The following is a 12,968-nucleotide window of genomic DNA, read 5'->3' on the forward strand; positions in this document are numbered from 1 at the left end:
GGATCTTCGGAACGGTGCCGAGGCCCCGGCCCGGGTGGGCCGGGGCCCATCGGCGGTGCTCCGGGCCGGGCCGTCGCCGGTGGCCCGGCCCGGGTCAGACCAGGCGGCGGGCGGCGGCCCAGCGGGTCAGTTCGTGGCGGTTGGAGAGCTGGAGCTTGCGCAGCACCGCGGAGACATGCGACTCCACGGTCTTGACGGAGATGAAGAGCTGCTTGGCGATCTCCTTGTACGCATAGCCGCGGGCGATCAGCCGCAGGACCTCGCGCTCCCGCTGGGTGAGGCGGTCCAGGTCCTCGTCCACCGGCGGGGCGTCCGTCGAGGCGAACGCGTCCAGGACGAACCCGGCCAGCCGGGGTGAGAACACCGCGTCCCCGTCGGCCACCCGGAAGATCGCGTCGACCAGGTCCTTCCCGGTGATCGTCTTGGTGACGTAGCCGCGTGCGCCGCCCCGGATGACGCCGATGACGTCCTCGGCCGCGTCGGAGACCGACAGCGCCAGGAAGCGGACCGGCCGCTCCGGGTCGGCCATCTGCGTCATGCTGCGGCGCAGCACCTCCACACCGCCGCCGCCGGGCAGATGGACGTCCAGGAGCACGACCTCGGGGCGGGTGGCGGTGATGACGGTGATCGCCTGGTCGACGTCGGCCGCCTCGCCGACCACCTCGACGCCGGTCCGCTCCGTCACCCCGATCTCCGCCTGGACACCGGTGCGGAACATCCGGTGGTCGTCGACGAGCACCACCCGTACGGTGCGCCGCTCCTCACCCGACCCGTCACCGGCCGGGGAGTCGTCCGCCGGTCCCAGCGTCGCGGGCCCGTCGGGTGCCGTGGCGGTGCCGGGGGCCGGTGTGCCGGTGCCGACCGGTGTGGTCAGGGGGGTGTCGTCGCCGCTCATGCCCTGCTGTGCGCCGTCGCTGTTCATCTCTTCCGTCCGTCCCTCGTGGTCTGCGTCGTCATCATCGCGCGGCGCGGCGGGCCGTGTGCCCGCAGCGGCGTATGCGGCGCCCGGCGGGCGCGGTGTCGGTCATGGAGGCGCCGGCCATGGGGTGCCGGTCATACGGGTACTCGTGGGGGCGTTCGCGGGGAGGGACGGGGCGTGCGGCGAGCCGGGGGATGGCGTCATTCGGCTCGCTCCATCTCCAGCTCGACCTCGGTGCCGCCGCCCGGCACGGACCGCAGCCGGGCGGTGCCGCCGTTGCGTTCCATCCGGCCGATGATGGACTCGCGGACGCCCATCCGGTCGTCGGGGACGGCGTCCAGGTCGAAGCCCGGGCCCCGGTCGCGTACGGAGACGAAGACCGTGCGGCCCTCCACCTCGGCGAAGACCTGCACCGGCCCGCCGTCGCCGCCGTACTTCGCGGCATTGACCATCGCCTCGCGGGCGGCCTTCATCTGTGCGCCCAGCGCCTCGTCCAGCGGGCAGTCGCCGACGACCACGACCTCGATCGGTACGCCGTGGTGGTCCTCGACCTCGGCCGCCGCCTTACGCACCGCGTCGGCGAGGGTCGCGGGCTCCGCGTCCTCCTCCTGGGTGCGCCCCTCGGGCCGGTACAGCCAGGCCCGCAGCTCCCGCTCCTGGGCGCGGGCGAGCCGGGCGACCTCGCGGGAGTCGTCGGCGCTGCGCTGGATGAGGGTGAGGGTGTGCAGCACGGAGTCGTGGACATGGGCGGCGACCTCGGCCCGCTCCTGGGCGCGGATGCGCATCAGCCGCTCCTCGGAGAGGTCCTGGATCAGGCGGACGAGATAGGGGCCGACGAGCAGGGCGATGCCGACGACGACGGCGAGCGCGGCCTGGAGCACCGAGCTGAGGTGGCCCACCGAGCCCTGGAGCAGGACGATGCCGGTCACTCCGACGCAGACGAGCACCACCCCGGCCGCACCGCGCAGCGCCGGGAGGACGCCCTTGCGGCGGCCCAGCTCCAGCCACTGCGCACGGCGGGCGTTGTCGGCCTGCCGCCAGACGAGGGCGACGCCCGCGGCTATCAGCAGCACCGGCCAGAGATAGCCGTTGCCGATGCCCAGCTGGAACCGGGAGGCGACGAAGGCGGACCCGGCCAGCAGCGCGATCAACGCGATGACCTGGCCCGTGTCCGGTCTGCGGATCCCGGCGCGGCGGGCGCCGTCGGCCGCGGTCCGGCGGTCCTCCACCCCGCCGACGCCGAGCGGGACGAAGAACCAGAACGCGGCGTAGAGCAGCGCGCCCATGCCTTCGGCGAGGAACAGCGCGACGAAGACGACCCGGACCCAGGAGACGGGGAGTCCCAGATGCCCCGCGAGTCCGCGCGCGACGCCGCCGAGCAGCCGCCCGTCGGCGCTGCGGTAGAGCTTGCGCACGGGCGGCTCGTCGGATTCCTGCGCGGACGCGTGGTGCGCTCCGGCGCGGGGCGGGGCTGTGGTCATGCACCGATCGTCACACGCGGCGGGTCCGGGGACATCAGGGTGGACCCTGACTCGGTCCCTGAGATTTCTGACCCGGTCCCTGAGTTCTACGGGCTTCGCCGACGGCATCCGGCGCCGGTGCGGGAGCCGGGCGACCGCACCCCGACGGTCCCGGTGCGGGCGCGGGCGCGGCTCAGCTCGCGTCCTCGCTCTTGCGGAAGCCGTCCTTCACCTTGGAGAAGAGGTCGCTGAACCTGTCCCAGTCGGCGCTCGGCGCGGAGACGTAGATCGCGTACTCCTTCTCCCCCTCACGGCCGAATCCGAGGTCGATGCCGCGGTACTGCCGCGCCTTCCCCTGGAAGGTGAACTCCCAGATGGCGGCCGGGTCGTTCTGGTACTTCGTGTCCTGCAACCGCTTGCGCGAATAGCTCGGGTACTCCTTCTGCATCACCCCTTCCAGTTGCTTGAAGTGCGCCACCTGGTCGCCGGAGGAGAAGTCCAGCACGCTGATCGTCAGCTGCGCGAGCGATGCCTGGGAGATGTAGAGGATCTGCCGGCCGCCGTCCTTCACCTGCCGCGTCCAGCCGTCCGGCGCCGGGTAGGAGACCCCGAGCTGCCGCTCCTCGACGCGGTGCATGCCGTCCGGGGTGCGCGGGGGCGGCCCGACGGGGTGCTCGGACTCGGCGGGCACCGCGGGGAGGGTGCTCATCCCTGGTCGTCCCCTACCGTCGTCCGCCTTGTGGAGCGCGTACCAGGCGCCGCCCGCGGCGCCACCGGTCGCCAGTACCCCGAGGGCACACCAGAGGACGACCCGTCCGCGCCGCTTACGGGGCGGCGGGGCCAGCGCGACCCGGCCCGTCTCGTCGGTCCCCGTCACGGCCGCCCCGTCGGCGGCCGGAAGGAGCGCGCCGCCCAGGGAGCCGGTGTCCGCCTCGGCAACCCGTTTGGCCTCCGTCTCCACATCGGTGAGGCCGCGCGTGGCCGCCACCGCTCCGGTGACCCGGCCGGTGGTGCCGGTGGTCGCGGAATCGGCGGTCGCGGAATCAGCGGTCGCGGAATCAGCGGTCGCGGTGTCGGTGGCCGCGGCCGCGCTGCCCAGGGAGGCGGCTATCCGGGGGTCGGTGACCGCCCCGGTACCGCCCGCCCGTCCGGCGATCCCGGTGGTGGCGCCCGTACCGCTGCGCCCCTGGGTGGACCGTCCGCCGCCCGCGGTGTCCGAGGGCACGGCCGGCCGGGTCGGCGCCTCGGAGCCGCTCGCCGTGTCGGATCTGCTCGCCGTGTCGGAGCCGCCGCGCCCGACGGTGCCCAGGGCCAGCGTCGGCCAGCCGATCAGCGCCGTGTCCACCTCGGCCTCGGCGGTGCGCAGCGCCTGCTCGACGACCTCGGCCGTCGGCCGGTCGCCGGGCTCCTTCTCCAGCAGCGCCTCGATCAGCGGCGCCAACGGCCCGGCGTGCGCCGGCGGTTCCAACGGGTCGACGGCGATGGCGTACGCGCTCTCGACCGCCGTGGTCTTACGGAACGGGGGCCGCCCCTCGACCGCCTGATAGAGCGTCGCCCCCAGCGCCCACAGGTCGGACGCGGGCCCGGGGGTACCGCCCTTGACCCGCTCGGGCGCCAGGTAGTCGATGGATCCGACCAGTTCGCCGGTCTTGGTGAGGGTGGACGTCCCGGAGGCGACGGCGATCCCGAAGTCCGTCAGGACGACGCGGCCCTCGTCGCCGAGGAGGACGTTGCCCGGCTTGACGTCCCGGTGCAGCACCCCGGCGGCGTGCGCGGCGCGCAGCGCGGCGATCATGCCGCGGCCGATCCGGGCAGCCTCCCGGGGGTCCACGAAACGGTTCTCCCGCGCCGCCCGCTTGATGAGGTCGCCGAGCGTCCCGGCCGGGACGTACTCCATGACGATGCACGGCAGCCCGTCGTCGAGGACCACGTCGTGGACGCTGACCACGTTGGGGTGGTTGATCCGGGCCGCGGCCTGCGCCTCGCGGGTGGTCCGCTCATGGCGAAGGGCCAGCTCGTCCGCGTCCAACTGGGGCGAGACGTGCAGGCGCTTGACGGCGACCTGGCGCGCGAGGACCTCGTCCCGCGCCCGCCACACGGTGCCCATACCGCCGCGGCCTATCCGCTCGATCAGGCGATATCGCCCGGCGACCAGTCGCCCCTCGTCCACCGACGCCGCCTCCGTCACCGCACGCCCCTCCGGAAACCCGTACGTATCCAGGGCGCAACGATAGTCTCCGACCCGGCCGATCCGGCCCTCGCCTGCCGCGCGCGTGCACGGTCCGTCCACCGCGCCGAGGCATCTCGGGGGGATATGCGAACCCGCGGGTGATATCGGGGTTGCTCGGGGTCGATCTCAGGGTTCTGCCAGGGTTTCCACGGATGCCGGGAATCCGTCGCGCTTGTCACCATGGGTTCATGAACGAAGCAGCCCCCGCCGAGGAATCGGCAGCGCCCGACGGCACCGCCCCGCCGCGCCCGCCGCTGCGCCGCAGCCGACGGCACAAGGTCGTCGCGGGCGTGTGCGGTGGCCTGGGCCGGCAGTGGGATCTCGATCCGGTGATTTTCCGGATCGTCCTCGCCGTACTCTCCGTCACCGGCGGCCTGGGGCTGATCTTCTACGGCTTCGCCTGGCTGATCATCCCGCTCCACGGCGAGGAGGAGAACGAGGGCCGTCGGCTGCTCTCCGGCCGGGTCGAAGGCTCGGCGCTCACGGCGCTGCTGTTCGCGCTGGTCGGCTGCGGGCTGTTCCTCACCACGCTGGGCAAGGGCAACGTCATGTCCTTCGCCGCCCTGCTGACGCTGGCGGTGGCCGGTGCCGCGTACTGGTCGCGCCGCCACCGGGGCGGCGGGCCGGAGGGCCCCGGCCCCCGGGACGCGGCCACCGCACAAGCCGTCGCCGACGCGCCGCCGGAGACCCAGGCACCGCCCGGCCCGCAGGCGCCCTCGTGGTGGCGGGGGCCGCTCGGCAAGGAAACCGCCGGGCTGATGTATCTGTGGGGCCCGGAGCATGTCGAGATCACCTACGAGGGCGGCCACGGTGTGCCCGGTGGCCCGGTGTGGCCGCCCGGTTTCCGGCCCGGCAGGGCGCCGGCCCATCCGGACGGCGCAGCCGCGGCGCCACGGCGCCGGCCGCGGTCCGGGCCACAGATCGGTGGCCCGGTCTTCCTGCTGGCCGTGCTCGGCGGCGCCGGTACGGCGTTCGGCGTCGAGCGGCACGCGCCGTTCTCGCACGCGGTGCAGGCGGGTCTGGCGTGTGCGCTGGTGGTGTTCGGGCTGGGGCTGGCGGTCAGCGCCTGGCTGGGGCGGACGGGCGGCGGCACCGTCTTCATGATGGTGCTGACCAGCGCACTCCTGGCGGTGTCGACGGTGTTGCCGGACAACCTCAGCGCCGAGTGGCAGAACCGTCATTGGACCCCCACCGAAGCCGCCGCCGTCCAGCGGCATTACGAACTCGGCTCCGGAGAAGGCAGGTTGGACCTCGCAGGGCTGTCCGTCAAGGACGGCCGCACGATCCGTACCGGCGCCGAGGTGGGCGCGGGGCGCTTGGAGGTGACGCTTCCGCCGGGCGTGGAGACGACGGTGCATCTGTCGCTGGGGCTCGGCGATGTGCGCCTGCCCGGCGAGCGCGCCGACGACGTACGGATCTCCGCGGGCGACCGGCCCCGCACGGTCACGCTGCCCGCCAAGGGGCTGAAGAAGGGGGAGAAGCCGCACGGTTTCCTCGACCTGACGCTCCGGGTCGGCGCCGGGCAGATCGACGTCCGCCACACTCCCCCGCCACCGCCCGCGGAGCCCTCGCCCCCGTCACCGTCCGGGGCGGCTTCCCCGCCGCCGGCCGGTTCGCGGACCGGGGCCCTCCCGGCTGCCGCAGTCGCCGCCCTCGCACCGGTCGGCCCGTCGGTGCCGGCCGACGGGCGCATACCCGCCGCTCCCCGCGCCGTCACGCTCGTCCTCGGCCCCCGGCCGTCCCAGGGAGGCACCTCATGAAGCGTCACCCCTTCGAACCGGCGCGGATGATCTGCGGGCTGGCCGCGGTGGCCGTCGGTGTCGGTTACGGCCTCGACGCCCTCGATGTCTGGCATGCGCCCGGGCCCTGGCTCTTCCTGGCGATACCGGCCGGTCTGCTGGCCTCCGGTGTCACCGCCGTGATCTGGGCCGTCGCCCGCCGGGGACGCCCGGGCGCTGAGCGGTAGCGCCGAGCCGACGGCGACGGCCGGGCGGCGCCGGGGCGCTGCCTACTCCCCCACCTCCGCGGTCCAGGCCGCCGACTCCGCGCCGGAGGCGGTGATCACCCGGATCTCGGTGGGGCCCGGGTCGATGTCGGCCGGTACGGGGACGGTCAAGGCGGCGTCCGCAGGGCTGGTGAAGCCGCCGGGGCCGGGCACCAGGGGCACCGGCACATGCACCGTTCCGATGCGTACGACGATGCGGGACAGCAGGTCAGGGGTGCGGGCACCCGGTGGGACGAAGCCCGTGCCGCGGATCTCGATGTCGTCGCCCGGGCGGATCGGTGCGGGCAGATCGCCCGGCTCCCGGGCGCGGACCACCGACAGGATGACGGGCCGGCCGCCCTCGTCGCACTTGGCGGCCAGGTAGCCGGCGGCCGACACCACGACGAGCGCGGCGGGGACCCAGCCCGCCGACGGCCGGACGAGTCCGGGCGGCCCGATCACCGCGGTCAGGGCGAGCGCCGCCACCACCGCGTTCACCAGCAGATACTGCGTGGCGGCGAGGTCGGCGCGGCCCGCGTCGTCGGCGAACAGGTCGACGGCCCGGGGGCGTTCGGCCGCCGGTTTCTGGAGCCGTCCGGTCCGGACCCGCGCGGCCACCACGGCGCGCGCCGCCACCGCCGTACCGCCCACCGTCAGCAGGACGAGCAGCAGCGGCGGGGAGAGTGCGGCCCGCCCGGACAGCGCGCCGTCCGCCGCCACCGGGGACGGCACCGCCCCGCCGGGCAGCACGTTCGCGGTCACCGCCGTCAGCACCGCGAAGACCGCCACGCCGAACCAACCGGCCGCGACCGTACGGGAGGTGGAGAGCCGCTGGTCCTCACCGGTGAGCGGTGCCAGTACGCCGCCGTGCCCGCGGTGCCGCCATGCCGTCACGGTGCCGCCGAGGGCCAGGGCGACGGCGGCGGTGAGCGTGGCCGTACGGTGCGCGGTCCAGCCGCCGCCGACCGCGGTCAGCGCCTGGCCGAGGAGGAGCGCCGCGACCGCGCCCCACAGCGTCCGGAGGGTGCCGCGGTGCACGGAGTCGAGCCAGGTCACGCGGGTGGCGGCGGCGTGTTCGGTCAAGTTGCGGGCGGAGAGGGTGAGTTCATCGGAGATCCACTGGCGGGCGGCGCCGGCGGAGCGGGCCAGTCCGGCCGGTATGCCGCGCCCGGCGGCGTACTCCTCGCGCAGCGCGACGAACGCCGCGACCGCCTTCCGGTGCGCGGCGCGCGCCCCGTGCCCGCACCGGCCGCAGCGGCACCCTTCTCCTCCGGGGCCGTCGCCCGTCCCCGGAATCACACCCGCACCGGGCGTCCCCATCGCCCCGTCTGCCGCTTCCACCGCCACGTCACCGCCGCTCGCCATGACCCCGCGCCGCCCTCGGGCCGCGTTCGGCGTCAACTTCCGTCACCCGTCAGGGATTACGTCCGGAGGGCAGTGTGCCGCAGGTGTCGGGTGGTGCGGGGAAACGTCCAGATGGCGGCGGGTGAAGGCGCTGCGCCCGGGTTGACGCCCCACCGCGCGTCCCGGGCGGTGGGGTATCCGCCGGTGTACGGGCTCTTCATTAGTCGGGCCGCGCGGCCGATACTGCCGCCCTGTCCCCGCACGGTGGAGGTGGCCGGTGCCGAAGGATCCGCTGATGTATCTCGCACGGCGGGACGCGTACGCCGCGTTCCTCACCGCGAGCGACGCCGAGGGCGCGGTGATCTGGGGCCGCCTGGAGGGCCGTTACGGCTCCCTCGACGCCGCCCTCACGGCGACCCGGGAGAGTTACGCGGCAACGCAGGCCGCGTTCAATGTGCTCGATGTGGAGGGCGTGGGCCCGGTCGAGCAGGCCCGGGAGCTGATGGACCGGCTCCGGGCGCTGCACCACGTCGACGCGGCGCCGGACGGTGCGTGGGAGACGTACACGGCGGCGCGCGCCGCGTTCGTCACGGCGGCCCGGGGCTTCCTCGCACGCAACTGACCACGGAGAAAGGCCGCTCGGCCAGGCCGGACGGCGAAGCCGGACCGCTCGGCGAAGCCGGACCGTACCGCGAAGCCGGGCCGGAACCCCGGCGCCCGAGGACGGCCCCGGACGCCCCCCGCCTCACCCCGAGGGCGCCCCGGTCGGGCGCTCCCGTGCGGGGACGCCCGCGAACGCCCCGGCGCAAACCGGTTGACGCCCCGCCCCCGCCCGCGTTTCCTGCTGCGATGTCCCGTCTCCATATCGTCCCGCCCGCCGACGACGCCGCCCTGCAGGACTGGCGCCACGTCCACAACACGGTCATCCCGACCCACGAGCTGTCCCTGGACGACGTCCGGGAGCGGGCGGTGCGCCATCGGCTGGAGGTCGCCCGTCTGGACGGCGAGCTGGTCGGCTGCTCCACCGTCCGACCGCCGGTGGACGGCGTGGCAACGGTGATCGCGCGAGTGCTCCCCGCGTACCGGGGCCGGGGGTACGGCACGGAGCTGTACACCCGCGGGCTGGACCGGGCGCGGCAGCTGGGCGCCACCACCGTCGAGACGGTGGTGCTGTCGTCCAACGAGGACGGCTTGCGGTTCGCCCTCCGGAACGGCTTCGTCGAGACCGAGCGCTATCTGCTGCCGGGCGACACCATCCCCTGGATCGACCTGCGGCTGGCCTGACGGGCGGGGCGGAGGCACGGGCCCGCGCCCGCCACCACGGGCACGGGCACGGCCCGGGCCACCCGACCACGGCGCGAGCCGCCACCGCGACGCGAACCGGCAACGGCCAACGCCCCGACCGCCACACACCCCGCCCCCCTACCGCCCGCTCAGCAGCTCCACCCCCCGCAGCAACCCCGAGTGGTCGAGCCCGCCATCCCCCCGCGCCACCGCCGACGCGACCAGCTGGGCGGCGACCGCGCCCACCGGGAGCGGCACCCCCGCGGCCCGGGCCGCGTCCGTGACGATGCCCATGTCCTTGTGGTGGAGCTCCAGCTTGAAGCCGGGAGTGAAGTCGCGGTCGCGGAAGTTGGCCCGCTTCCGGGTCAGCACCGTCGAACCGGCCAGGCCGCCGCCCAGCACCTCCAGGGCCGCGTCCAGGTCGACGCCGGACTTCTCCAGGAAGACCACGGCCTCGGCGACGGCCTGGAGGTTGACGGCGACGATCAGCTGGTTGGCGGCCTTGACCGTCTGTCCGGCGCCGTGCGGGCCGCAGTGGACCACCGTGGTGCCGACGGCGTCGAAGAGCGGCCGGGCCGCCTCGAAGTCCTCCGCCGCACCGCCCACCATGATCGACAGCACGCCCTCGATGGCGCCCGCCTCGCCGCCGGAGACCGGCGCGTCCAGGACCCGTACGCCCTTGTCCGCGGCGGCCGCGGCGAGGTCGACCGAGGTCTGCGGGGTGATCGAGGAGTGGTCGATGAACAAGGTGCCGGGCGCCGCGTGCGCCAGGATGCCGTCCGGGCCGTAGGCGACCGCCTCGACCTGCGGGGACGCCGGGACCATCGTGATCACCACATCCGCCCCGCGGACCGCGTCGGCGATCGACGCCGCCTCCTGCCCGCCGGCCGCCACCAGTGCGGCCGCCCGGCCGGGGCTGCGGTTCCAGCCGCGGACGGTGTGCCCGGCCCGGGCGAGGTTCACCGCCATCGGGCTGCCCATGATGCCGAGTCCGATGAATCCGATCGTGCTCATCGCGCGCCGCTCCTCACTGCTCCACCGGTGCGCCACCGCCCCGCGGCCCGCACCGCCACCTCCGATTAACATTCCGCATCACGGAGACTGGATACCGTCATACGAAATCTTTGCCCGCCATGATGCGAGGTACCGGAGCCGACGTCAACGCCCCTCCGGAAACGGACCACCACCGGAAACGCGCCGACGCCGCCGCTCACGAGGAGCGACGGCGTCGGGCGTGCGGGAGGACCGGCGGACCGGTCAGCGGGTCACTCCCACTCGATGGTGCCCGGGGGCTTGCTGGTGACGTCGAGGACGACACGGTTGACGTCCGCGACCTCGTTGGTGATCCGGGTCGAGATCTTCGCCAGGACGTCGTACGGCATCCGCGTCCAGTCCGCGGTCATGGCGTCCTCGGAGGAGACCGGGCGCAGCACGATCGGGTGGCCGTAGGTGCGGCCGTCGCCCTGGACGCCGACCGAGCGGACGTCGGCGAGCAGCACGACCGGGCACTGCCAGATCTCGGCGTCGAGACCGGCCGCGCTCAGCTCCTGGCGGGCGATGGCATCGGCCTCGCGGAGCAGGTCGAGACGCTCCTTGGTGACCTCACCGACGATGCGGATGCCCAGGCCCGGGCCGGGGAACGGCTGGCGCTGGACGATCTCGTCCGGCAGGCCCAGCTCGGAGCCGACCAGGCGGACCTCGTCCTTGAAGAGCTGCCGCAGCGGCTCGACCAGCTCGAACTCGATGTCGTCGGGCAGACCGCCGACGTTGTGGTGCGACTTGATGTTCGCGGTGCCCTCGCCGCCACCGGACTCGACGACGTCCGGGTAGAGGGTGCCCTGCACGAGGAACGCGACCTCGGGGCCCTCCTCCTGGAGGATCTCCAGCTGGGCCTGCTCGAAGACGCGGATGAACTCGCGGCCGATGATCTTGCGCTTGGTCTCCGGGTCGGAGACGCCAGCCAGGGCGTTCAGGAAGCGCTCGCTGGCGTCGACGACCTTCAAGTTGGCGCCGGTGGCGGCCACGAAGTCCTTCTCGACCTGCTCGGTCTCGCCCTTGCGCATCAGGCCGTGGTCGACGTAGACGCAGGTCAGCTGGGAGCCGATGGCCTTCTGGACCAGGGCCGCGGCCACCGCGGAGTCCACGCCGCCGGACAGACCGCAGATCGCGCGCTTGCCGCCGACCTGGGCACGGATGGCCGCGACCTGCTCCTCGACGATGTTGCCGGGCGTCCAGGTGGGCTCGATGCCCGCGCCACGGTAGAGGAAGTGCTCCAGCACCTGCTGACCGTGCGTGGAGTGCATGACCTCGGGGTGGTACTGGACGCCGTAGAGCTTCTTCTCGTCGTTCTCGAAGGCGGCGACCGGGACGACGTCCGTGGACGCGGTGACGGTGAAGCCCTCGGGCGCGGCGGAGCAGGCGTCGCCGTGCGACATCCAGACGGACTGCTCGACGGGGGTGCCCTCGAACAGGGTGGAGCCGGGGCCGGAGACGGCCAGCGGAGTGCGGCCGTACTCACGGGCGCCGGTGTTGTCGACCGTGCCGCCCAGGGCGGTGGCCATGAGCTGGAAGCCGTAGCACATGCCGAAGACCGGGACACCGGCCTCGAACAGGGCGCGGTCGACGCTGGGGGCGCCGTCGGCGTAGACCGACGAGGGTCCGCCGGAGAGGATGATCGCCTTGGGGTTCTTCGCGAGCATCTCGGCCACCGGCATGGTGGACGGGACGACCTCGCTGTAGACCCGGGCCTCGCGAACGCGGCGGGCGATGAGCTGGGCGTACTGCGCGCCGAAGTCGACTACGAGGACGACGTCCGGGGCGGCGGCGGGGGGCGCTGATGGCACTTCGGCGGCCTTCCGGCGGTGTGGAGCAGGGGTTGGACTTTCGATTCTACCGGGCCCATACTGAGCGCCATGTCCAAGCAGCTGACCTTCGTCTTTACCTATGGCACCGGCCCGGCCGGCTGCCATGGACGTGCTGCTTGATCATCTGACCAGCGACTTCCCAGGCGCCCCGGGCCGACAAGGCCCGGGGCGCCTGTGTCGTTCCCGGTCCGCCCGTCGGCTCCGGGGGCCACCGCCCCCCAGGAGAGACCCGAACATGAGCAGCGACACCACCACCGCCACCCCCGCCACGGCCGCGCCCGCCGCCGAGACCGGGGCGCGCACCCCGGAGGCGGTCGGGGTGATCACCGACGCGCGCGGGCGGATCGACGATCTCGACGGCCGGATCATCGGCCTCGTCCAGGAGCGGATGGCGGTCTCCGCCGTGATCCAGCGCGAGCGCATCGCGTCCGGCGGGCGCCGGGTGAACCTCTCCCGCGAGATGGAGATCCTCGACCACTACCGCGGGCAGCTCGGCCGGTCCGGGACCGCGCTGGCGATGACCCTGCTGGAGCTGTCCCGCGGCCGCGTCTAGGGGGTGACGGCGGGTGCGGACCGGCGCGCGGGCGGGCCGCGTGCGCCGGGCGCAGCGGGCGGATCTGAGTTCGGTTGGCCTCTCACCCGTACGGCGCGTGACCGGCCGCGAAGCCGCTTCGTTGTGCCGTGTGCCGCGTCAGCCAGGCGCGGGAGGCAGGACTACGCGTAGACGCCGCCCCCGGGGCGGAACGCCGGAGGGATGAGACGCCGGCCGCTCGGCGGCCCGCGTCGTGGGACCTCGCTCCGGTGAGGTGACCGGTCAGCAGGGGACAGCAGCCCGGTCACGTCGATGGGTGGCCGGTCCTGGGGACGCCCGGGACCGGCCGCA

11 protein-coding genes are annotated in these 12,968 nt (G+C 74.2%); 5 read left to right on the forward strand and 6 right to left on the reverse strand.

Features of this window, described 5'->3' with window-relative positions; genetic code table 11:
- Positions 1 to 94 precede the first annotated feature (94 nt).
- The 3 genes from ACZ4U4_RS22910 to ACZ4U4_RS22920 form a co-directional block, all read right to left on the reverse strand.
- Entirely contained in the window at positions 95 to 895 is an 801-nt protein-coding gene (locus tag ACZ4U4_RS22910; protein WP_467877506.1) for a LuxR C-terminal-related transcriptional regulator, read from the reverse strand.
- Between the two features lie 224 nt (positions 896 to 1,119).
- Positions 1,120 to 2,400 carry a PspC domain-containing protein gene (locus tag ACZ4U4_RS22915; protein WP_467877321.1) on the reverse strand — a complete coding sequence of 427 codons (1,281 nt, stop codon included), beginning with the start codon at positions 2,398 to 2,400 and terminating at the stop codon, positions 1,120 to 1,122.
- Positions 2,401 to 2,572: 172 nt separating this feature from the next.
- Positions 2,573 to 4,567 carry a serine/threonine-protein kinase gene (locus ACZ4U4_RS22920; RefSeq protein ID WP_467877324.1) on the reverse strand — a complete coding sequence of 665 codons (1,995 nt, stop codon included), beginning with the start codon at positions 4,565 to 4,567 and terminating at the stop codon, positions 2,573 to 2,575.
- Between the two features lie 230 nt (positions 4,568 to 4,797).
- Between ACZ4U4_RS22920 and ACZ4U4_RS22925 the strand changes: the two genes are divergently transcribed.
- Together ACZ4U4_RS22925 and ACZ4U4_RS22930 are read left to right on the forward strand one after the other, a co-directional pair.
- Entirely contained in the window at positions 4,798 to 6,369 is a 1,572-nt protein-coding gene (locus tag ACZ4U4_RS22925; protein WP_467877328.1) for a PspC domain-containing protein, read from the forward strand.
- Positions 6,366 to 6,575, forward strand: a complete 210-nt coding sequence (locus ACZ4U4_RS22930; RefSeq protein WP_467877331.1) for a hypothetical protein — start codon at positions 6,366 to 6,368, stop codon at positions 6,573 to 6,575. Before ACZ4U4_RS22925 ends, ACZ4U4_RS22930 begins: the two co-directional genes overlap by 4 nt.
- A gap of 42 nt (positions 6,576 to 6,617) precedes the next feature.
- Here the strand turns inward: ACZ4U4_RS22930 and ACZ4U4_RS22935 are convergent, their stop codons facing one another.
- Positions 6,618 to 7,913 carry a hypothetical protein gene (locus tag ACZ4U4_RS22935; protein ID WP_467877509.1) on the reverse strand — a complete coding sequence of 432 codons (1,296 nt, stop codon included), beginning with the start codon at positions 7,911 to 7,913 and terminating at the stop codon, positions 6,618 to 6,620.
- 319 nt (positions 7,914 to 8,232) lie between these two features.
- On the opposite strand from ACZ4U4_RS22935, the gene ACZ4U4_RS22940 reads away from it, so the two are divergent.
- Both ACZ4U4_RS22940 and ACZ4U4_RS22945 read left to right on the forward strand, forming a co-directional pair.
- Positions 8,233 to 8,559 carry a hypothetical protein gene (locus tag ACZ4U4_RS22940; protein ID WP_467877334.1) on the forward strand — a complete coding sequence of 109 codons (327 nt, stop codon included), beginning with the start codon at positions 8,233 to 8,235 and terminating at the stop codon, positions 8,557 to 8,559.
- Between the two features lie 227 nt (positions 8,560 to 8,786).
- Entirely contained in the window at positions 8,787 to 9,221 is a 435-nt protein-coding gene (locus ACZ4U4_RS22945) for a GNAT family N-acetyltransferase (RefSeq protein ID WP_467877336.1), read from the forward strand.
- Between the two features lie 138 nt (positions 9,222 to 9,359).
- On the opposite strand, the gene ACZ4U4_RS22950 is transcribed toward ACZ4U4_RS22945, so the two are convergent.
- Both ACZ4U4_RS22950 and guaA read right to left on the reverse strand, forming a co-directional pair.
- A complete protein-coding gene (locus ACZ4U4_RS22950) occupies positions 9,360 to 10,307 on the reverse strand; it encodes a 2-hydroxy-3-oxopropionate reductase (protein ID WP_467877339.1) in 948 nt (315 codons plus the stop codon).
- 179 nt (positions 10,308 to 10,486) lie between these two features.
- Positions 10,487 to 12,064 (reverse strand): glutamine-hydrolyzing GMP synthase, encoded by a 1,578-nt coding sequence (guaA, locus tag ACZ4U4_RS22955; protein WP_467877341.1) that lies wholly within the window; start codon positions 12,062 to 12,064, stop codon positions 10,487 to 10,489.
- 256 nt (positions 12,065 to 12,320) lie between these two features.
- Here guaA and ACZ4U4_RS22960 point away from each other — a divergent pair, with 256 nt between their 5' ends.
- A complete protein-coding gene (locus ACZ4U4_RS22960) occupies positions 12,321 to 12,638 on the forward strand; it encodes a chorismate mutase (protein WP_467877344.1) in 318 nt (105 codons plus the stop codon).
- Positions 12,639 to 12,968: the final 330 nt, after the last annotated feature.

This window comes from Streptomyces sp. NPDC029159 (assembly GCF_055564055.1).